Below are 20,993 nucleotides of genomic sequence, written 5' to 3' on the forward strand. Positions count from 1 at the left end.
CGGCCCTGGCGCGCCCTGGCCATGGCGCTGCTGCTGGCGGGAGCGGCCCTGGGCGGCTGGATCGCCCGTGACCAGGCCGGGATGGGGGGCGACAGCCTCGCCCGCAAGGCCGACACGGGGCATGTGATCCTGCACCTCACCGCCTGGGACGAACAGCGGGCGCGCGTCGCCCTCGACGACGCCGAGGGCCTGCTGCGCACCGCGCGCGAGGCCGGGCAGCCGATCGCCGTGGAACTGGTGGCCAATGCCGGTGGCCTCGACCTGCTGCGCGCCGGCGTTTCGCCCCATGCCGATCGGATCGCTAGGCTGCGCGCCGAACATCCCAACCTGGCCCTGATCGCCTGCGGCCAGACCGTGGAACGCCTGCGCGAGAAAGGCACGGTGGTGCAGCTGCTGCCCGGCACCCGCGTCGCCAGTTCGGCGCTGGACCAGATTGTCATGCGCATGAGCCAGGGATGGTCCTACGTGCGCGTCTGACAACCTCCCCGCAACCTCTACCCCAACCGAAGGAGAGAACAATGAAAACCATCACCCGCAGCCTGCGTCTGGCCACCCTGGCCGGTGCCTTGTTCGCCGCCGGCCTGCCGGCCCTCGCCGAGGAACCGATCAAGGTCGTGTACCACCTGAACACCGGGTTGGAGCAGGCCAGCGACGCCCTGCGCAACATCCGCAACCACCTGAGCACCGATCCGAAAGCGAAGATCGCGGTGGTCACCCATGCGCGCGGCATCGACTTCCTGCTCGCCGGCGCCGAGGACAAGGACAAGAACCCCTACCACGTGATCGTCGAGGACCTGAAAAGCCAGGGCGTCGAGTTCAAGGTCTGCAACATCACCCTCGAGCGGCGCAAGATCGACCCCAGCAAGGTGATTCCCGAGGCCAAGATCGTGCCGTCGGGTGTCGGCGAAGTGAGCCGCTTGCAGGCGCGCGAGGGTTACGCCTACCTGAAGCCCTGAATCGCACCGGGACGGCGGCAATCGCCGTCCCCCGGGCGCCGACTCTTCGGTACGGCTATAGCTTCAGCGCGATCAGCGCGATCGAAGGCACAAAGACGATCAGCGCGATGCGCAGCACGTCGGAGGCGAGGAAGGGAATGATGCCGATGAAGGTATCCTTCATCGAGGTGTCCTTGGCCATGCTGCTGATGATGAAAACGTTAAGGCCGACGGGCGGCGTGATCAGGCCGATTTCAACCACCATCAGCGAGAGGATGCCGAACCAGATCGCCTTGCTTTCAGGATCCAGGCCCCAGAAATCCATGCCCATGATGATGGGAAAGAAGATCGGGATGGTCAGCATGATCATCGACAGGCTGTCCATGATGCAGCCGAGGATCAGGTAGATGATGAGGATCACCAGCAGCACCAGCAGGGGCGAAAGTCCGAGGCCCACCACCCACTTGGCGAGTTCCGCCGGCATCTGGGTCAGCGCCAGGAAGACGTTCATGATGTCGGCGCCGAGCAGGATCAGGAAAATCATCGCCGTCGCCTGCGAAGTGCCATAGACGCATTCGAGGAAGCCGCGCTTGGACAGGCCGCCCGAGCGCCAGGCGACGAAGGCGGTGGCCAAGGTGCCGATCGAGGCCGCCTCGGTCGGAGTGAAGAAACCGCCGTAGATACCCCCAATCACCGCAATGAAAATCAGCATCACCGGCCAGGTCTCGGCGATGGCCTTGAGCTTCTCGGCGAAGCTGGCCCGTTCGCCGCGCGGCGCGGCCGTGGGGTCGACCCGGGCGATGATGCCGATCACGACCATGTAGCCGACCATGGCGATGATGCCGGGGATCACCGCGGCCATGAACAGCTTGGCGATGTTCTGCTCGGTGAGGATGGCATAGATCACCAGCGGCACCGAGGGCGGAATCAGGATGCCCAGCGTGCCGCCGGCGGCGATCGCCGCGGTGGCCAGGCGCCCGGAGTATTTGTGGTTGCGAAGTTCGGGCAGTGCCACCTGGCCCATGGTGGCCGCGGTGGCCAGCGAGGAACCGCAGATGGCGCCGAAGCCGGCGCAGGCGCCGACCGCGGCCATCGCCATGCCGCCGCGCCAGTGGCCGATCAGGGTATTGCCGGCGCGGAACAGCGCCTTGGACAGGCCGCCATGGGTGGCGAACTGCCCCATCAGCAGGAACAGCGGGACCACCGAAAGATCATAGATCGAGTAGCGCGCCCAGGCCGCCGTCTTCATGTAACTGAGCAGCGGCGAGGGGCCGGCCATCCAGATGTAGCCGACCACGCCGGCGATCATCATGGCCATCGCGATGTGCACACGCAAGGCCATCAGGCCCAGCATCAGGACGCCGGCGACGGCGCCGGTTTCAATGCCGGTCATGCTTCGGCTCCGGTGATGTCGATCCAGACGGTATAGAGGGCCGCACAGCCAAGCAGGAAGAAGGATGGCACCATCGGCAGGTAGCCGTACCAGGTGGGCAGGTTAAGCAGCATCGAGGCGTCGCCACTATCGTGCAGATCAAGCATGCCCAGGGTGATGCGCCAGGCGAAGACGAAGCCGGCGACAGACAAGGCCAGGCTGGCGACGATATCGCAGGCGCGATTGAACTTCTTCGGCGCGTGGACGGTGAAGAAATCGACGATGATGTGGCCGCGGACCATCTGGCAGAAAGGCAGCGCCATGGTCACGGCAACCGCCGACATCATCTGCACCAACTCATAGTCGCCGAGGATCGGCTTGCTGAACAGGCTGCGGCCGACAATGCTGGTCAGGGACATCAGGGACATCAGGATTAGCGTGAGACCGGAGCCGACCGCGAACGCGCGACATACCTTGTTCAGCATCCTACCCACCAATGCAGTCGGCTCGGCATCCTTGTCGACATAGAGGGCGTCAGCCATCTTTCTCTCCCGTTGCGTTCCGTCCGCGACGCAGGTCGGGGACAGCAAAAAAACGCCGGGGCCGGCGGGGCCGGCACCCGGCGGTGCGTCGAGCTGCTTACTTGGTGTACTTCTTGATCAGGTCCTGAGCCGCCTTGAACAGCTTGGGACCATCATGGCCGGCCTTGGTCATGTTGGCCATCCACTCGTCATCAAGCGCGTCGGTGGCCTTCTTCCATTTGTCAAGTTCGGCGGCCGGGATCACGTTGATCGCCATGCCCGCAGCCTTGCTCTTCTCGCGGCCGGGGCCGTCGTCGGCTTCCTGCACGCGGCCGGCCATGGCGGAGAACTCGATGCCCGAATTGGCGTCGATCACCTTCTTCAGGTCGGCCGGCAGGGAATCGTACTTGGCCTTGTTCATGGCGATGGTGAACACCGTGGTGTACAGCGCCTTGGACTTGGGATCGGTCTCCGCGCCGAACTTGGCGATTTCATTGACCTTGATGCTCGGCACCACCTGGTAGGGAATAACGGCGCCGTCGATAACCCCCTTGGACAGCGCCTCGGGCACGGCCGGAACCGGCATGCCCACGGGCGTCGCGCCCATCGAGGCCAGCATCTTGTTGGTCAGGCGGGTCGGGGCGCGGAACTTCATGCCCTTGAAGTCTTCCATCGACTTCATCGGCTTCTTGGTGGTGAACAGGTAGCCGGGGCCATGGACATGGACGGCAAGGACGTGAACATCCTTGAACTCGTGCTTGGCATACGTCTGGGTAAAGTCCCAGGCAGCGCGGCTGGTGGCTTCCGCGTTGGTCATGGTGAAGGGCAGTTCGAAGATTTCCGACATCGGGAAGCGGTTGGCCGAGTAACCGAGCACGGTCCATACCACGTCGGCGACGCCATCCTTGGCCTGGTCGAAGAGCTGGGGCGGCGTGCCGCCGAGCTGCATGGCCGGATAAATCTGGCACTTGATGCGGTTGTTGGATTCCTTGCCCAGCTTGGCGCACCACGGCTCAAAGACGCCGGTATGGATGAAGGTCTGGGCCGAAAGGAAGTGGTGCACCTTGAGGGTGACCTCCTGAGCCTGAACCGCGAAGGCGGTGCCGGCGATCGATGCGGCAATCAGGGTTTTTGCAAACAGCTTTTTCATCTACGTCTCCTCATTGATGGCGGCGTCGCCGCCTTATTTAAATTGCGAACAAATCCAGCAGAATACTTGTGATACATGAATCAGCGCACCTTATACCACAACGGAAACCAAGGTATTGCATGCCAAGCCGCCCAACTAAAATGCACTATATTTCACGTTTATACGCAAGCTATGCGAACAATACTACACCAATTTCCAATTAATGATTTGATCTCCAGCAATTTATTTGGGCCTTTTATCGACGACCCGCCTTGCTTTGCCGACCAGGGTGCGCTCGACCTTGTCCGTATCGACCACGTGCACCGTGGACGAAACGCCGACCAGCACCTTGATGCGATGCTCGACCTCCGCACCGATTTCCCTGCGCCGTTCCTCGCTGGTCTTGTCGGACAGGTCGGCACGCACCTCGACGAAGACATCCAGCTTGTCGAGATGGCCGTCGCGCGACACCTGCAGCTGGTACTGCGCGCAAAGATTCGGGTTTTTCAGCAGGATTTCCTCGATCTGCGTCGGAAACACATTGACGCCGCGAATGATCAGCATGTCGTCGCTGCGGCCGGTGATCTTTTCCATGCGCCGCATCGGGCGCGCGGTGCCGGGCAGCAGGCGCGACAGGTCGCGTGTCCGGTAGCGCAGGATGGGCAGTGCCTCTTTCGACAGCGAGGTGAACACCAGTTCGCCCATTTCGCCGTCGGGCAGCACCTCCCCGGTTTCGGGATGGATGATTTCCGGATAGAAATGGTCTTCCCATATGGTCGGGCCGTCCTTGGTCTCGGCGCATTCGCAGGCCACGCCCGGCCCCATGACTTCCGACAGGCCGTAGATGTCGATGGCGTCGATGTTGAGGCGCGCTTCGATCTCGCGCCGCATTTCATTGGTCCAGGGTTCGGCGCCGAAAATGCCGACGCGCAGGCTGGTCGCGCGGGGATCGATGCCCGCCTTGATCATCTCGTCGGCGACGGTCAGCATGTAGGACGGCGTGCAGCAGATGACGGTCGGCTTGAAGTCCTGGATCAGCTGGATCTGCTTTTCGGTCTGGCCTCCGGACATCGGGATCACCGTCGCGCCCAGGCACTCTGCGCCGTAATGGGCACCCAGGCCACCGGTGAACAGGCCGTAGCCGTAGGAATTGAGGATGATGTCGTCGGCGCTGCAGCCCGCCGCCCGCATCGAGCGCGCCATCAGCTGCGCCCACATCGCGATGTCGTTCTTCGTGTAGCCGACCACCGTCGGCTTGCCGGTGGTGCCCGAGGAGGCATGGATGCGCACCACGTCGCGCATCGGCGTCGCGAACATGCCGAAAGGATAGGTATCGCGCAGGTCGAGCTTGGTGGTGAAGGGAAACTTCGCGAGGTCGGCCAGCGTCTTGAGGTCGTCCGGATGCACCCCGGCGGCGTCGTATTTCTTGCGGTAGTGCGGCACGTTTTCGTAGGCGTGCCGCAGCGACCATTTCATGCGCTGCAACTGCACGGCTTGCAACTCGTCGCGACTTGCCTTCTCGATGGGCTCCAGATCCTTGCCCTGCTCTTCCTGCTTGCTCATGTAGCTCCCCTTATCGCTCATGACTTCGATGAACCAACCGGCATCATGAAACACCATAACGTAGCAACAGCCAAGGCTGGCAATTGGGCCCGCCCCTCCCATCCTCCCCCAAGGGGAGGCTACTGATCAGATCGCTTGGCTCGTCAATCACCCCGCGCTTCCAACAAGCGATTTCACGCTAAATGGCTTCTCGATGCGCCATTTGTTTTACGAACGCGAGATTCTCCACGACCTTGGACTGTATGTGTGAAACCTGATCCGGACTCAGGTGGCGGAAACGCCCCATCGCCTTGAGATACTCGGTGACAGGCAGCGGATCATCGACCGGCCTGGTGAAGTGCAGGCCGTCGGTCGGGTTGTACTCCCACAGCATGACGAAATTGGTTTCGACCGCCTTGCGCGCGACTTCCATGTTCTGGTCGGTCGGAAAGCGCCAGCCCGTGGTGCAGGGCGAATACACGTGCAGGTAGGCAAAGCCGCGCTTGGAGGCCTGGATCGCCTTGTCGAGCTTGTCGTAGAGGTCGTCCATGTAGGCCGTCGAGGCCGTTGCGACATATTCGCAGCGGTGGTTGACCATGATCAGCGGCAGGTTCTTGGCGTCCTGCGTCTTGCCCTGCGAGGGAATGTTGCCCGGGCCTTTGCCGATCGGCGTGGTCGAAGTCCAGGCGCCGTAGGGCGTGCAGCTCGAACGCTGCATGCCGGTATTCATGTAGCCCTCGTTGTCGACCACCATGAACAGGATCTGCTCGTTGCGTTCGGCGGCGCCCGACAGCGACTGGAAGCCCACGTCGGAAGCGCCGCCGTCGCCGGCAATGGCCAGCGCCGTGACATCGCGCCCGACCCGCTTGTACTGGCGCTTGACGCCGGCCAGCATGGCAGCTGTGTTGGTCAGCAGCGGATGGAACACCGGAATCTTGGTCCCGGTGGTGCCGTTGAAACCGACCGAACCCATGCCCGGCACGCAGCCCGGCGGTGTCGCCAGCACAGTATCCGGCCCGACGCGGCGTAGCGTGTGGCGCATCAGCAGTTCGGTATTGCAGCCCTGGCAGCCGGCGAGGCCGGGAGCGAAGAGATCCTCCCAGTCGCCGACTTCGTTGTAGATGCGCGAGGTGGTGACGTAGGTCAGCGCATCGTGCGGGCAGGCCGGGACGCAGGCCGGCGCACCGTCGCAGGTATCGCACTTGGCGACGTGGCCGGTGCCGGCATCGAGGGCGATGCCGGCATAGGCGCAGCCGACGGTGCACAGCAGGCAATCGACGCACTTGTCCGCGTTCCAGTCGATCACGCCGCTCGCGTAGTTCTTGGTCAGCGCCGCTGCCGGACAGACCGTGACGCACTTCGGATCGGCACACTGGCGGCACAGCGCGAGTTCGAAGCCCTCATCCGCACTGCCGACGATCTGGATGCGCGAGCGTGACTGATCGACGGTACCCGTCTTGGCAGTCGCACAAGCCGTCATGCAATCGCCGCAGCCGTCGCATTTGTTGGCATCGAAGGCGATGGTGTTGTAGGCCCCTCCAAACATTCCCATGCTTATCTCCACAGCTTCGACATCAGTTCGCGGCCGACGGCCAGGGGATTCGCCAGGAAGCGCTCCTTGACCGGCGCCAGATCGACGCGGCGCAGGATCAACTGGCACATCACGCCGCCGTCGAAGAATTCATTTACGCCGTAGATTCCCGTCAGGCGGTTGTCGGCACTGAAAATCGCCTTCAGGTAGCGGCCGCTGGCTTCGTCGAAACGCGTCACCATCTCGCCGCCCTCGGGCACCTTGCTGCTGCCGACGGAAATCGCATGGCGGCCGAAGAAGTGATAGGTGTTGAGCGGCACGCCGCCGGGATATTTCTTCAATCCCGGATCCTCTGCCATCGCCATGCCAGCGATGCGGCCCTGCTCCGTGGCGTCCGGCAGGATCGCGTTCATGATCTTCGCATCGGTGTAGAAGCCCTTGGCCTGGGCACAATCGCCGGCAGACCAGACATTGGCGACGCTGGTCTGCATGGTGTCGCTGACCAGGATGCCGCGGTCGTGTTCGACCCGGCTGCCCGCCAGATACTCCATGTTCGGCTTGACGCCGGTGGCGACCAGCAGCAGGTCGGCTTCGAGTGTCGTGCCGTTTTCCAGCGTCAGGGTGGCTCCGGTTGCAGAAGGCGCCAGCTTGACTACGCGGCTGCCGGTCAGGATCAAGGCGCCGTTGTCGGTAAAGGCTTTCTCGATCAAGCCGGCTGCGATCGCATCGAAATAGCCATCGGTCAGCTGCTTGGCCATCTCGACGATGGTGACCGAGGCGCCGGCCTTGACCAGGTTCTCGGCCGCGTGCATGCCGACCAGACCCGCGCCCAGCACCACGGCCTGTTTCGAGTTCTTGATTGCGGCGTTGAGTTTCGTCGCATCGTCCAGCGTGCGCAGTACATGGTAGGACACCTGGTCGAGGCCGGGAATCGGCGGAATGGCAGGCGCCGCGCCGGTGGCGAGCAGGATCTTCTCGTAGGCGATCTCGCTGCCGTCGGCGAGTTCAGCCGCGTTGCGTTCCGCGTGCAGAGCTTTCAGCGCGGTGCCGCGCTTCAACTGCACCTTCTGCCTGGCAAAGAACTTCTCGTCGCGCAGAAATATGGCATCGGGCGCCGAGCGGCCGGAGACGACATAGGGCAGCACGGTCGGCGAATACGGCAGGTGCGGATCGCGCGTCAGCAACGTCAGGCTGCCGTCGGGGTCGTGCATGCGGATCGCCGTCACCGCTTCGAGCGCGGCGTGGCTGCTGCCGACCACCAGGTATTTGGTCTGTTCCATGGTCAATCCTTTTCGTTAAGCCAGACCGGCTCGATCGGTGCCGGATTGCTCAGTAGCTTTTCGGTGGCTTCGATGACGCGATGGAAATGGCCGACCGTGATGTCGGCGCCGGCCAGGCCGCCGATGAAGCTCATCGACGGAATGTGGCGCCCGAGGCGATACAGCACACCCATGGTTTCCTGATACATCGGCCCGCAGTTCCAGCGGAAGCCCACCGAACGGTCGACCACGCCCAGCGCCTGGATCTTGTTCAGCGACTTCAGCAACGCCTCGACCGGGAAGGGGCTGAAGGTCTTGATCTTGATCAGGCCGACCTTCCTGCCGGCGTCTCGCGCTTCGTCGATCGCGTCCTTGGCGGCGCCGGTCATGCTGCCCAGGGTCATGATCGCGTAGTCGGCGCCGTCGAGGCGGTATTCCTCGACCAGTGGCGCGAAGCGGCGGCCGAAGCGCTGCGCCCACTCCTCGTGGATTTCCTCGATCACGCGCAGCGAATTCTGCATGCCCTTGCACTGGCCCTTGCGATAGCGGACGAAGGTCGACGGCCCCTTGCCGCCCGAACCGCCGGTCAGCGGGTCGACCGCCATCGGCCGCAGCGGATCGAGGGCGACGTGCCAATTCACGTCCTTGGCACCCATGAAGGCATCGACGTCTTTCTGGTTCGGCAGTTCGACACGCGAGGTGCCGTAGGACAGGTAGTTGCCGTCGAGGCAGACGTTGACCGGCAGCATCACGTCGTGGTGCTCGGCGATCTTGAAGGCCATGATGGTGGTGTCGAGCACTTCCTGCACCGTCTCGCAATACACCTGCACCCAACCCACTTCGCGCACCGTCATCGCGTCCTGATGCCCGCCCCAGACCGACTGCGGCGTGATGCCGTCGCGCGTGACGATGGACATGACGATCGGCAGGCGCATGCCCGAGGTGCGGAAATAGGGCTCGAACATGAAGGCCAGGCCCGGTCCGCAGGTCGCGGTGTAAGTGCGCGCGCCGGCCAGCGCCCCGCCCTGCAGCACGGACAGCACCGAATGCTCGCCCTCGGCATCGACGATGTCGGCATCCATCTTGCCGTCGGCGATTAGCTTGGCGACATGCTCGACCAGCGAGGATTGGGGCGTGATCGGATATACGGCGACCATGTCGGGGCGCGCCAGGGCCACGCCCAGCGCGGCGGCCTCGTTGCCTTCGACCAGCATCACCTTCTGCCTGGCCGGCGCCGGCGCAGATGGCTTCTCCAATGTGCTTGCGCTCATGCGGCCTCCCTCTGCTGAAAGTCGGCGCTGGGAACACGGCGATTGTTCATCATGCGGCCTCCGGAATCATGGTGATCGCGCGCTGCGGGCATTCGTTGGCGCAGATGCCGCAGCCCTTGCAGGTTTTGAGGTTGAAATCGAACCAGGCGGGTTTTTCCTCGACGCATTGCACCGGGCAGTAGAGCCAGCACACGGCGCATTTCACGCACTTGTCGCGGTCGACCACCGGCCGCATGCTGCGCCAGTCGCCGGGCAGCATCGGACTCATGACGGTTGCCACGGGACTGAGGTCGTCGGGCACCTCGGCCTTGACCAGGTCGAACATCGGATAGCTCTTGTGCCTCATGCCACAGCCCTTTGCGGAATGGTATGCACCACGGTTTCGTCATAGCCGCGCTGCAGCGCGTCCAGGTTTTGGCGCAGGCCGGCGTCGCGGAAATCGGAATCCTCGAGCGAGCGCTTGAGCGCCTCGAGCGAGACGATGCCAGTGGTTTTGGCGAAAGCGCCCAGCATCAGCGTATTGGTGATCGGCTTCCTGAAAATCTGCAGCGCGATGCCGATGGCGTCGCAAAGCCCGACCGTGCCCACCGTGTCGGCAATGGCGACTTCTTCTAGCGGTCGGTTCGTTGCCTGAACCAAGGTGCCGCCGGGCTTGAGGCCGGCAAAGATATCGACCGACTTCGCCAGCGTCGGATCGACGCAGATCAAACAGTCCGGGGTATAGATGTTGGTCAGTTGGCGTATCTCGCGATCGCTGCAGCGCAGGAAGGAAACCACCGGCGCGCCGCGGCGCTCGAAGCCGAAGGACGGAATCGACACCGCATACTTCCCTTCTTCCAGCAAGGCAGCAGCCAGCATCGCGGCGGCCGTTACGGCACCCTGACCGCCGCGGCCATGAAAGCGTACTTCGTACATCCCGTCTCCTCCAATGCGGCCGGGCTCGTGGGCCCCGCCTGATGTCTGCTTCCCTGAATCCGATTATCCCGCTTTGGCGCCCTGGATGGACTTCCATCCGGGTTTCACTTGCGGGCCGGGAACTCCCCGTCCGCGCGTCGGCAGGCGCGCCATCGACAGACCCTGCGTAAAGGCAGCCCGTCGCACCAGCGTGTACTTCATGAACCAGCCGCCGCCGACCGTCAGGAGCCCCCCCGCAAGTAGCCACCCACCCCGCCCGGGCGCCCCGGAAACTGCCAACGCGGCGGCGATTGCCGGCGCCGCATGGCCGAGCAGCAGCAGCCGCGACGACATCCCGTGCAGCACCTTGAGTGCCTCGTCGGGCGCGCCGTCGTCGTCCAGTCGGACGAGGTAGCTCTTCCAGAACCATGCGCGCAGGGCAACAAGCGCCACCAGGACCAGGGCAATCCATGAACTGCCCGCCGCCCCGAACCAGGCGGCGACGCAGGCCAGAAAGCCGGCGCCCTCCGCGAGCCCGGTGGCCATCATCAGCGGCACGCTGGCCGGATGGCGCCAGGCGGGAATGCCCTTGTTCGCGGCCAGAATGCGCGCTTGGCTGTAGAGGAAGGCCAGGCCGCAAATCCCGGCAAGGACGATGAGTCCCCGCATCCCCGTCAGCAGCGCAAGCCCACCCGTGGCAAACACGACAAGGGCCACCACCGCTTCGCGCGTCATCCACGAGGTGGCGAAATGCCGATAGACGTTCATCGCGCGCCAGGGGCGCCCGATCTCGAACCAGACGCAGGTCAGGCCGGTGGCGATTAGGGCGAGGCCCAGCAGCAGCGCAATGCGCGCGGCCGGCGTTTCGATGCCGGCGAACGCGACAGCGAGCAGCAGGCCACCGCCGGCCCCGCCGCAGATGAAGTTGGCGGCGGCACGCCAGTCCCAGTTGCGCTGTTGCTTGGGCGCCGCCAGCGCGGCCGCGCGAGGGGTTGAAGGCTTCATGACTTGTCCCAGATGTAGTAAACGCTGGGCTCGGTGCCCAGTTCTTCGTGCATGCGGAAATGCTGCGTCTCGGCCAGCAGGTGCCTGACGCTGCTTGCGCCATCCTCGATGTCGCCGAAGTCCATGGCGCCGGAGATGCAGGAATTGACGCAGGCCGGCGTGACCTCGGGGTCGACGCCGGGCGTCTGTCCGCTGCGCTCGGCGTGGTCGATGCGGTCAACGCAAAACGTGCATTTCATCGAAACGCCAACCCGCGCCGGATCGAAGCGCTTGGCCTCGGCGGCCATCGGCGCATCGCCATAGGCGTAGTGCGGCTCATGGACGATGGAACGCGCGTCGTAGGGACAGGCCATGACGCAGTTGGCACAACCGATGCACAGGTCGTAGTCGATCGCCACCAGGCCATCCGCGCGCTTGGTCGTGGCGCGTGTCGGACAGACCTGTTCGCAGGGCGGATTGCCGCAATGCATGCAGGCCACCGGCAGGAATGTGCGGCGCACGTCGGGAAACTCGCCGCTCTCGATGTCGAGCACCCGCCGCCACTGGATACCGGGCGGCGTCGCGTTGGCGCCCTTGCAGGCGGCGGTGCAGGTCTGGCAACCCACGCAGCGGCGCAGGTCGATGGTCATCACATAACGGGTCATGCCGTTGCCCTCCCTTCCATGCGCCGTACCGCCACCCGCACGATATCGGCACCGGATCCGGTGGCGTCGGTCAGGTCCAGCGACATCGGGGCGATACTGTTGAGGCTGGGCGCTTCCATCGTCTTGGCGAAGGGGGTGGCCCAATGGTCGAACTGGCCGATGATGACCAGCGTGTCCGGCCGCACGCCCTGCACCAGCGCGGCCTTGCCGTAGGTGGCGCCGATGTGGGAGCGCACCTCGATGCGGTCGCCCTCGGCGATCCCCAGGCCCGCCGCGGTGTTCGCATTCATGATCACGCCGGCATGGCCGCGCAGGTTCTGCGCCACTTCATGCATGACCTCGATCGCGGCGTTGCCGCCCGCGTGGTACTGCATGCTCTTGGTGGTCAGCAGCCAGAAGGGGAAATCCGCCGGCTTGGCGCCGGCCTTCTCCAGGTTGGCGATCCAGCGCCCCGGCACGTCATGCCATTCCGGCAGCGCTGTGTACTCGGACAGCTGCTCGTCCCACCAGTTCATCTTCTTCTCGTGCAGGCGGCGACCGAGTTCGCGGCCGGCGCGCATCAGACGCTCCTGGTAAGGCAGTTCGTAACGAAGGCCATGTTGTTCCATGGTCGGCGTCAAGTACCACTCCAGGCGCGACATCGGCACGGTGTAGAAACCGTTTTGCCTGAACCAGGCGAGGTCGTGTTCCTCTCGCCCATCGGACAGCGACAGGGTCGCGGCTCGGCAAACCGCGTCCCAGATTTTTTCGGGTGCCAGGTCGCCAGCCGGATCGAGGCTGTAGTCGTAGCCCTCGCTCTTCAGCGGCGCGACGCCGGAGATGCCCTTGTTGATCGCCTTGACATATTTGTCGAGCAGGCCGGTACGCCGGGCGAGCTCGGTGGTGATCCAGGTGAAATCGCGCGCCTCCCCCTGCGGTTCGACAGCCTTGGCGCGCAGGGTCACACCCTTGTGGTCCCAGAACTGCTCCATGTACTTCGTGCCGCCCATGCGGATCATCTGCGTCGATTCGAGGTCGGTGGCCTCGGGCAGCAGTACGTCGGCCATGTAGTTGGTTTCGTCCACCGTGTAGGCGAAACAGGCCATGAAGGGAAATTTGGCCGCGACCTCTGCCAGGTGGCGCGTGTCCCAGAACGAAATCGACGGATTCGAGCGATACACCAGCCAGACCTCGGGCAAGGTCGGCATCGGCATGCTCCAGTCGTCGGGCCGCTCGTTCTGGAACATCCAGGCCAGTTGCGTCGGCCCCAGCGCCTGGCTCCAGGCGCCGTTGTGGCCGACTATCGGCACCAGGGTCTGGTGCAGGTTGCGCGTCGAGGGCGCCTGCTGCCATTCTTCCTTGCTGGTCGGATTGAAGTACTGGACCATGAAGCCGTCTTCGCCCGGCGCCACCGAGAGATGGCGGTTGTCGCGCGACTTGTTGAGGCGCACGGTGGTGCCGAGCAGGCCGCCCGGATTTTCCAGGGCGCCTACCAAGGCCGCCAGAACCGTGCGTGCCCAGCAGCATTCGTAAGCGCCCCAGCCGTTGTTGACCGACTTGCCCAGCGTCACCGCGACCGGCCGCAGGGGCAGGGTCTTGCCGTCGATCACGATGGTCTCGCCGATGCTGGCGGCCTCGAGGTATTCGTTGGCGATGCGGCGGATGGTTTCGGCTTTGACGTCGCAGATCGTCTCGGCCCATTCCGGCGAATACTTTTCGATGTGCGCGGACAGCATCTCGTAGGCCGTCTTGCCTTGGACGTCGCTGTATTCGCGGCGCTCCTTGTCGGCATCGACAACCAGGGCCTTGCTGACGCGGAAGCTGCCAGCTACGGCCGGCTTGATGCCCGGCGTGTCGTGGGCGACGGCCGTGGCGCTGTTCTCGTCCCACACCAACGGCTTGCCGCTTTGCGGATCGCGCAGGTAGAGCCCGTCCGGCGCTACAAGATAGGGCGAGGCGGTACGGTCGCGCAGAAAAGGAATGTCGAGCTTGTTGAGGCCGTTCTCGCGCACCAGGACATGGATCAGGGCAAACAGGAAGGCCGGGTCGGTCTTCGGCCGGATCGGCACCCACTCGGCGGAGCACGCCCCGGTGGCGGAGAGATGCGGCTCGACCTGGACGCGCTTGTAGCCACGCACGCGGGCATCGGCATGGCGGATCACGGCGCACGGTCCGCCGGTGACATCGACGTTGGCGCCGACCGCGATGTTGTAGCGGCAGTTCGGCGTGTCGGCGGCGACGGTGAAGCCGCGGTGCCAGAACTCGCCATAAAGGTGTTCGGAATGCACGCACTTGACGCCCTGGCCGGAACCGAAGCTGAAATCGACATCGCCCCAGGCGGCGAGGAAGGCCGGGAAGGTGCCCATGTAATTCGACGGCGTGCCGCCGTGGCCGAGGCTCACTGCGACGCGCGGCAGGCCGGCGTCGTCGACCAGGCCCTTGGCGCGCACCGCCTTGAGCTTGTCGGCGACGATGTCGAGCGCCTCGTCCCAGGATATCGGCACGAAGCCTGGATCCTCGTTGCGCCCCTTCTTCGGGTTGGTCCGCTTCATCGGCGTGCCGATGCGGTTCGGGTTGTAGGTCTTCTGCACCAGGCCGTAGGCCTTGACGCAGACCTTGCCCTTGGCCGGATGGACGTCGGCCGCGGCGAAGTTGGGTTCAATCTCCGTGGCGATGCCATCCACTACCTTGACCGTCATCAGGTCGGGACCCGATACGCAGTTGTAGCAGTAACTGGGCACATGCTTGACCGACTTGGGCTGGGCTGCTTCCATGTTCATTTCCTTAACGTGAAACAACTTGCTCGAAGGGACGGGTGATAGTCGAGCGATGCGAGCCGATCAGTAGCCCCCATGAGGGGGATGGGGGGCGGACCTTCATTTCGCCTTTTGCGTGTTTCATGATCAGAGGGTGGCTCTCGCTGCCATGAGCATCAATGAATGCGCTGGGGATGCGTATAAACGCAGTGGCGCTCGCCGCGAACGAACCCCACCAGCGTGACGCCGGACTCTTCCGCGACCCTTACCGCCATGCCGGTGGCCGCGGAGACCGCCGCCACTACCGCGATACCCGCGGCGGCGGCCTTCTGCACGATTTCGTAGCTGGCGCGACTGGTCATCAGGACGAAGCCGGCGCCGAAATCGCCGCGCTGCGCGGCGACCGCGCCGATCACCTTGTCCAGCGCGTTGTGGCGACCGACATCCTCGCGCACCAGTTTGATCGCGCCCTGCGCGTTGCACCAGGCGGCCGCATGCACGGCGCCCGTCAGGCGAAACAATCGCTGCATCGATTCGAGGCTGGCCAGCGCCCGCGGCAGGGCGCCACTGGATAGGACGGCCTCCGAATCCACGCGGGACGCGCGGCGCTTCAATTGATCGAGGCTTTCGGTACCGCACAGGCCACAACCGGTGCGGCCCGCCATGCTGCGACGGAATTCCTTGAGCTGCAGGGCACGCTCTGCGGATACCCGCATCTGTATCTCGATGCCGTTGTCGCGCTCCATGACATCGAGGTCGAGTATCTCGCCGGGACGGCGGACGATGCATTCGCTGAGGCTGAATCCAAGGGCGAAGTCCTCCAGGTCATCCGGCGTCGCCATCATCACCGCGTGGGAGATCCCGTTGTACACCAGCGCCACCGGAGTTTCCTCGGCAACGCTCTCCTCGCCGCCAATGACAATGCCTCCGACCCGACGCTGCACGCGGTAGCTGTTGTGTGCCTCGATGCCTGCGCCTGCCTCGATTTGCATTACCTGACTCACCGGATGGTCGGGGCAGCGTATTGCCCCCAGTGACAATACGATACAATTTATTTGCTTCCATAGCAAGCATTTTGTATCATATTAGAAACGCCTTATACGGAATACGGGATACGCCGGCTTCAAATACAATGCCCGCAACGCGGTTGTTGCCAGGCATCCGGTCCGCGCCACCCCACCGGAGCCGCGCCCTCATCGACGAAAGCCAACGTGAAAAGCCGACACCTGACCCAGTGGATCAAGGACTTCCTCGACCAGCACCCGACCCGCGCCAACTCGCTGATCATCACCATCTACGGCGACTTCATCGCACCCCACGGCGGCACGGTCTGGCTCGGCAGCTTCATCCGCCTGGTGCAGCCGCTGGGTCTCAACGAGCGCATGGTGCGCACCAGCGTCTACCGGCTTTCCCAGGAAAAATGGCTGGTCTCCGAACAACTCGGGCGCAAGAGTTACTACAGCCTGACCACCTCCGGCAGGCGCCGCTTCGAGCACGCCTACCGGCGCATCTACAGCATCCCGCAGGACACCTGGGGCGGCGAGTGGCAGCTGGTGCTGATTCCGGGTTCACTGGCCAATCCGCAACGCGACCAGTTGCGCAAGGAGCTGGCCTGGGCCGGCTACGGCGCGCTGGCCTCGGGCATCCTCGCCCACCCGTCGGCCGATAGCGAAGCCCTGCTCGACATCCTCCAGGAGAGCGGCGCCCACGACAAGGTGGTCGCCATGAAGGCGCTCAACATCAGCGCCCTGACCAGCAAGCCTTTGCAGGAACTGGTCCATGAATGCTGGAACCTCGACACCCTGGCGGCCAAGTACCTGGATTTCATTGAATTGTTCCGCCCCGTCCTGCGCACCCTGCGCGCCGCCAACAGCCTCGATCCGGAGCAATGCTTCCTGGTCCAGACCCTGTTGATGCACGATTTCCGCCGCGCCCTGCTGCATGATCCGCAACTGCCTTCGCAATTGCTGCCGGCGGACTGGAGCGGCGGCGTCGCGCGCCAGTTGTGCCAGGACCTCTACCGGATCACCTACTCGTTGGCCCAGCAGCACCTGCTGCAGGTCTGCGAAACCGCGAGCGGGCCGCTGCCGGCCGCGGCGCCCTATTTCTATGAACGCTTCGGCGGTCTGGAGCGCGCGCCGGAACCGAAGCCGCCGACCACCGTCTGATTCTGCTGGATATCAACCGATACAGTTAATATACTTTTTGATGATATTTCTGTATCTGTTATAGTAGCGCACCGACAGGGTGTGAACCGCCCTGCGCAATCCAGGGAGCAACCACCATGGCAAGCCCAGCAAGCGCCACATCGAGCCGCCCGTCGGCCATCGCCGAAATACGCAACCGCATCCGCAGCGCTGCCGCAAACGGGCATACGGCGCTCGACCGGGGCGACCTCGCAGACCTGCTGGCAGCCATCGGCGCCAGCTTTGCCCCGAGTGCCGCGCCAATTGCCGCCGGCGAATTGCGCATCAGCCTGGACAACACGCGCGAGTTCGGCATCGTGATCAGCGCCGGCATCGGCGGCACCGACGCCGAACTCGACGAAGGCAACTTCCGCAAGGATCGCGCCTCGGTGTACGCGGTCGCCGAGCTGACCGACGCCGCCGACTTCCTCGCCCTGTTTCGCCGCAGCATCGCCTACCAGCGCCTCGTCGCCGCCTCGAAGCGCACTGGCGGCGTGACGCCCGACGCCGCGCTGACGAGTTGCTTCGAAGGCATGCTGGCACTCGCGCGGGGGCTGTCGCCGGGCAATCCGGAGTCGACGGTCGTGCTGCAAAGCCTCGAACTCAACCCGGCAACCGTCGGCACCGACATCAGTGTCGGTTCCGCCAGATGCGAGTTCTCGACGGCCGCGCCGGGCCGCCTGCCACGGCCGATAGCCAAGATCGAGAAGCTGATCCATCCCAAGTCGATCGGCATCATCGGCGTCTCTTCGACCAACATGAACTTCGGCCGCATCATCCTCAAGAACCTGATGGGCAGCGGCTACAGCAAGGAACGGATGTGCATCATCCGCCCCGGCGAAGCCGAGATCGACGGGGTCAGATGCGTGGAAAGCCTGAAGGCGCTCGACCACAAGCTCGACCTCCTGATCGTCGCCGTGGCGGCCAGCGCCGTCTACGACCTCGTCGATGAGATCATCGCCACGGATTCGGTCGAATCGGTCATGCTGATCCCCGGCAGCCTGGGGGAAACCCGGGCCAGCCGCGAACCCGCAGCCGCCCTGGCCGGGCGCATAAATGCGGCCCACGCCAATCCCGGCGGCGGCCCGGTATTCCTCGGCGCCAACTGCCTCGGGGTCGTCTCCCACCCCGGCTCCTACGATTCCTGGTTCATCCCGCTGGAGCGCCTGCCCAAGCCGAAGAAGAAGGCGGAGCGCAATTCGGTGATGCTGAGCCAGAGTGGCGCCTTCATGATCACACGCATCAGCCAGAACCCCTGGCTCGACCCGCGCTACATGCTGGCCTTGGGCAACCAGACCGACTTGACCCACGGCGACATGCTGGCCTGGTTCGCCGAATTGCCCGAGATCGAAACCATCGGCATCTACATCGAGGGCTTCAAGGACCTCGACGGCCTGGATTTCGCCCGCGCGGTGCGCAAGGCGGTGGCCAAGGGCAAGGACGTGGTGGTCTATAAGTCCGGCAAGACCGCGCCCGGCATGGGCGGCGTGATGGGCCATACGGCGTCGATCGCCGGTGGCCCGGTGCTGTTCGACTCCGTGGTGCGCCACGCCGGTGCCATCGTCGCCGACGATTTCAACGCTTTCGACGACCTGTTCTACCTCGCCGGCGCACTTCACGGCAAGAAGATAGGCGGACGACGCCTGGGCGCCATCAGCGGCGCCGGCTTCGAAGCCGTGGGCATGGCCGACTCCATCGAATCTGAGACCTTCGCCATGGAGATGGGCGCGCTGGAAGCCGCCACGGTGAAGCAACTCGAGGACATCCTCAAGGCCAAGAAGCTGGATGCCCTGGTCGAAGTGCGCAATCCCATCGACATAAATCCAGGCGCCGACGACGAGGCCCACCTGCAGATCGTCGAGGCCTTCTTGCAGGACCCAAACATCGACGCGGTAGTGGTCGGCCTCGACCCCACGGCCCCCTCGGTGCGCGCACTCGAATCGAGCAAGCTGCGCCCGGGGTTCGACCTCACCGACCCGAAGAGCACGGCGCACCTGATGCCACCGCTGGTCGAGCGCAACGAGAAGCCGGTCATCGGCATCGTTGATGGCGGCAGCCTCTACGATGCCATGAGCGCGCGCCTGATGGACCAGGGCGTCTGCGTTTTCCGCAACTGCGCGCGCGGCACGAAGGCGCTGGTGCGCTACGTCGAGGCCCGCCTCAATGCCGACGCGATTCGCCGGCGCCGGTCGAACTGAAACCAACACACCAAGGAGGAAACACCATGAGCGACACCCTCAAGCCCGGCCTCAGCACAACCCGCCGCGTCGACGTCGACCGCGATCGCACCATCAGCTTCATGGGCGACGACTGCCGCGTGTATTCGACGCCCAACCTGCTCTACGACATCGAGATGGCCTGCCGCGACCTGCTGCTGGCGAACATCGAGGCAGGCAAGGATTCGGTCGGCACCCGCGTCGAGCTCGACCACGTCGGCGCCACGCTGATGGGTATGTGGGTGGAAATCACCGTGACCCTGGAGGAAGTCAATGGCGGCGCAGTCTCCTTCAGCTTCACCGCGCGCGACGCGGTCGAAGAAGTCGCCCGTGGCAAGCACAACCGTTTCATCGTCGGTATCGAGAAGACGGCGCAGCGCCTGCAGGCCAAGCGCGCCAAGGCCGGCTGAGCGGTACTCGGAAAGTCGGCGCCGACGCCACGGCGCCGCTACTCGTCGACCACGTCCGAAAGATTGAGGACGTCGGTGAAGCCGAAGCGGCGGAAGTCGCGCACGCGCATCGGATAGAGGATGCCGTCGAGGTGGTCGCATTCGTGTTGCACCACCCGCGCGTGAAAGCCCTCGACGCGGCGCTCGAAGCGGCGCCCGCTTTCGTCGTGGCCGGCGTAGTAGAGCCGCTTCCAGCGCGGCACCCAGCCGCGCAGGCCGGGCACGGAAAGGCAGCCTTCCCAGCCCTCCTCTTCCTCTTCGCCGAAGGGCGTCAGCTCGGGATTGATCAGCACGGTTTCCGGTACCAGCGGCGCCTCCGGATAGCGCGGATTGGCGAAGCCGCCGAAGATCACCACGCGCAGGTCGACGCCGATCTGCGGAGCGGCGAGTCCGGCGCCCTGGAGGTGGGCCATGGTATCGCGCATGTCGTGCAGCAGTTCGGCCAGTTGCGGCGTGGCGAAGGCCGCCACCGGCTGCGCCACGCGTAGCAGTCGCGGATCGCCCATGCGCAGAACCTCGCGAATCATGGCGTGCTCATGCCTCGCACAGCCCTTCGATGATGCGTCGCACGCGCGCCATGGCCTCCTGCAGCACGGCTTCGAGGCTTTCGAAGCGGATGCCGTGCAGGGAGTCGGCGCGGCCGGCGGCCCAGTTCGCCACCACGCAGAGCGCGGCGTAGGGCAATTCCAGCTCGCGCGCCAGGCCAGCCTCCGGCATGCCGGTCATGCCGACGATGTCGGCGCCGTCGCCTTGCATCCGGTTGATTTCGGCGGCGGTCTCCAGGCGCGGCCCCTGCGTCGTCGCATACACGGCGCCGTCGGTCACCGGCTCGCCGACCCGTGCGGCGACATCGAGCAGCATCCGTCGCACATCGGCATCGTAGGGCTCGGTGAAATCGACATGTACCACCGGGCCATCGCCGCCTGACTGGAAGGTCATTTCGCGGCCCCAGGTGTAGTCGATGATCTGGTGCGGCACCACCAGCACGCCCGGGCCAAGGTCGGCGCGGATACCGCCGACCGACGCTACCGAAACAACCTGCGTCACGCCCGAGCTTTCCAGGGCATGGATGTTGGCGCGGTAATTCACCAGGTGCGGAGGGATCGTGTGGCCGTAGCCGTGGCGGGCGATGAACGCCACTTCCCGGCAACCGATGCGGCCGAAGGTGAGCGGGCCGGATGGCTCGCCGTAGGGAGTACGCACGACTTCACGGTGTGACACGTCGAGATTGGCGAGTTGGGTCAAGCCGCTGCCACCGATGATGCCGAGCATAAAAATCCCCTGAAAATTCAAACGGAACGGAT

Annotated in this window: 19 protein-coding genes and 1 pseudogene; 5 read left to right on the plus strand and 15 right to left on the minus strand. The window is 64.5% G+C overall.

All coding sequences use genetic code 11. The features are described 5' to 3' along the window. Together J0M27_RS16565 and J0M27_RS16570 are read left to right on the plus strand one after the other, a co-directional pair. Nucleotides 1–477 (plus strand): annotated as a pseudogene (locus J0M27_RS16565) (hypothetical protein); the annotation flags it as partial. 41 nt (nt 478–518) lie between these two features. Continuing rightward, nucleotides 519–956 carry a DsrE family protein gene (locus J0M27_RS16570; RefSeq protein ID WP_294994153.1) on the plus strand — a complete coding sequence of 146 codons (438 nt, stop codon included), beginning with the start codon at nt 519–521 and terminating at the stop codon, nt 954–956. Between the two features lie 55 nt (nt 957–1,011). On the opposite strand, the gene J0M27_RS16575 is transcribed toward J0M27_RS16570, so the two are convergent. From J0M27_RS16575 to fdhD, 13 genes are all read right to left on the minus strand, one after another. Continuing rightward, nucleotides 1,012–2,328, minus strand: coding sequence for a TRAP transporter large permease (locus J0M27_RS16575; RefSeq protein ID WP_294994156.1), 1,317 nt, complete (start codon nt 2,326–2,328; stop codon nt 1,012–1,014). Beyond that, entirely contained in the window at nt 2,325–2,849 is a 525-nt protein-coding gene (locus tag J0M27_RS16580; RefSeq protein WP_294994159.1) for a TRAP transporter small permease, read from the minus strand. Before J0M27_RS16580 ends, J0M27_RS16575 begins: the two co-directional genes overlap by 4 nt. A gap of 97 nt (nt 2,850–2,946) precedes the next feature. After that, nucleotides 2,947–3,978: a TRAP transporter substrate-binding protein gene (locus J0M27_RS16585; RefSeq protein WP_294994162.1), complete on the minus strand. Its 1,032-nt coding sequence runs from the start codon at nt 3,976–3,978 to the stop codon at nt 2,947–2,949. Nucleotides 3,979–4,200: 222 nt separating this feature from the next. After that, the gene (gene paaK / locus J0M27_RS16590) at nt 4,201–5,520 is read right to left on the minus strand and encodes a phenylacetate--CoA ligase PaaK (RefSeq protein WP_294994165.1); all 1,320 of its coding nucleotides are present in this window, start codon (nt 5,518–5,520) and stop codon (nt 4,201–4,203) included. Nucleotides 5,521–5,698: 178 nt separating this feature from the next. Beyond that, nucleotides 5,699–7,051 carry an NADH-dependent phenylglyoxylate dehydrogenase subunit beta gene (padI, locus tag J0M27_RS16595; RefSeq protein WP_294994168.1) on the minus strand — a complete coding sequence of 451 codons (1,353 nt, stop codon included), beginning with the start codon at nt 7,049–7,051 and terminating at the stop codon, nt 5,699–5,701. A gap of 2 nt (nt 7,052–7,053) precedes the next feature. Then, nucleotides 7,054–8,310, minus strand: coding sequence for an NADH-dependent phenylglyoxylate dehydrogenase subunit epsilon (padH, locus tag J0M27_RS16600; RefSeq protein WP_294994171.1), 1,257 nt, complete (start codon nt 8,308–8,310; stop codon nt 7,054–7,056). A gap of 2 nt (nt 8,311–8,312) precedes the next feature. Beyond that, nucleotides 8,313–9,560, minus strand: a complete 1,248-nt coding sequence (gene padG / locus J0M27_RS16605; protein ID WP_294994174.1) for an NADH-dependent phenylglyoxylate dehydrogenase subunit alpha — start codon at nt 9,558–9,560, stop codon at nt 8,313–8,315. Between the two features lie 49 nt (nt 9,561–9,609). Next, on the minus strand, nt 9,610–9,906 hold the full coding sequence (gene padF, locus J0M27_RS16610; protein ID WP_294994177.1) for an NADH-dependent phenylglyoxylate dehydrogenase subunit delta: 297 nt from the start codon (nt 9,904–9,906) through the stop codon (nt 9,610–9,612). After that, the gene (gene padE / locus J0M27_RS16615; protein ID WP_294994180.1) at nt 9,903–10,475 is read right to left on the minus strand and encodes an NADH-dependent phenylglyoxylate dehydrogenase subunit gamma; all 573 of its coding nucleotides are present in this window, start codon (nt 10,473–10,475) and stop codon (nt 9,903–9,905) included. Before padE ends, padF begins: the two co-directional genes overlap by 4 nt. 63 nt (nt 10,476–10,538) lie before the next feature. Further along, a complete protein-coding gene (locus tag J0M27_RS16620; RefSeq protein ID WP_294994183.1) occupies nt 10,539–11,459 on the minus strand; it encodes a DmsC/YnfH family molybdoenzyme membrane anchor subunit in 921 nt (306 codons plus the stop codon). Then, nucleotides 11,456–12,103 (minus strand): 4Fe-4S dicluster domain-containing protein, encoded by a 648-nt coding sequence (locus J0M27_RS16625; RefSeq protein ID WP_294994186.1) that lies wholly within the window; start codon nt 12,101–12,103, stop codon nt 11,456–11,458. Before J0M27_RS16625 ends, J0M27_RS16620 begins: the two co-directional genes overlap by 4 nt. Next, entirely contained in the window at nt 12,100–14,856 is a 2,757-nt protein-coding gene (locus J0M27_RS16630; RefSeq protein WP_294994190.1) for a molybdopterin-dependent oxidoreductase, read from the minus strand. Before J0M27_RS16630 ends, J0M27_RS16625 begins: the two co-directional genes overlap by 4 nt. 158 nt (nt 14,857–15,014) lie before the next feature. Next, nucleotides 15,015–15,830, minus strand: a complete 816-nt coding sequence (gene fdhD, locus J0M27_RS16635; protein WP_294994194.1) for a formate dehydrogenase accessory sulfurtransferase FdhD — start codon at nt 15,828–15,830, stop codon at nt 15,015–15,017. Nucleotides 15,831–16,049: 219 nt separating this feature from the next. On the opposite strand from fdhD, the gene paaX reads away from it, so the two are divergent. The 3 genes from paaX to J0M27_RS16650 all read left to right on the plus strand — a co-directional run bounded on the left by paaX (nt 16,050) and on the right by J0M27_RS16650 (nt 19,650). Further along, a complete protein-coding gene (gene paaX, locus J0M27_RS16640; protein WP_294994197.1) occupies nt 16,050–17,006 on the plus strand; it encodes a phenylacetic acid degradation operon negative regulatory protein PaaX in 957 nt (318 codons plus the stop codon). Between the two features lie 116 nt (nt 17,007–17,122). Then, nucleotides 17,123–19,222, plus strand: coding sequence for a CoA-binding protein (locus tag J0M27_RS16645; protein ID WP_294994200.1), 2,100 nt, complete (start codon nt 17,123–17,125; stop codon nt 19,220–19,222). A gap of 26 nt (nt 19,223–19,248) precedes the next feature. Further along, entirely contained in the window at nt 19,249–19,650 is a 402-nt protein-coding gene (locus J0M27_RS16650; protein ID WP_294994203.1) for a hypothetical protein, read from the plus strand. Nucleotides 19,651–19,688: 38 nt separating this feature from the next. On the opposite strand, the gene def is transcribed toward J0M27_RS16650, so the two are convergent. Beyond that, on the minus strand, nt 19,689–20,216 hold the full coding sequence (def, locus tag J0M27_RS16655; RefSeq protein ID WP_294994206.1) for a peptide deformylase: 528 nt from the start codon (nt 20,214–20,216) through the stop codon (nt 19,689–19,691). 7 nt (nt 20,217–20,223) lie between these two features. Beyond that, nucleotides 20,224–20,961 carry an S-methyl-5'-thioinosine phosphorylase gene (locus J0M27_RS16660; protein WP_294994209.1) on the minus strand — a complete coding sequence of 246 codons (738 nt, stop codon included), beginning with the start codon at nt 20,959–20,961 and terminating at the stop codon, nt 20,224–20,226. Nucleotides 20,962–20,993: the final 32 nt, after the last annotated feature.

The sequence above is a fragment of the Sulfuritalea sp. genome, assembly GCF_017302275.1.
Classification (GTDB): domain Bacteria; phylum Pseudomonadota; class Gammaproteobacteria; order Burkholderiales; family Rhodocyclaceae; genus Sulfuritalea.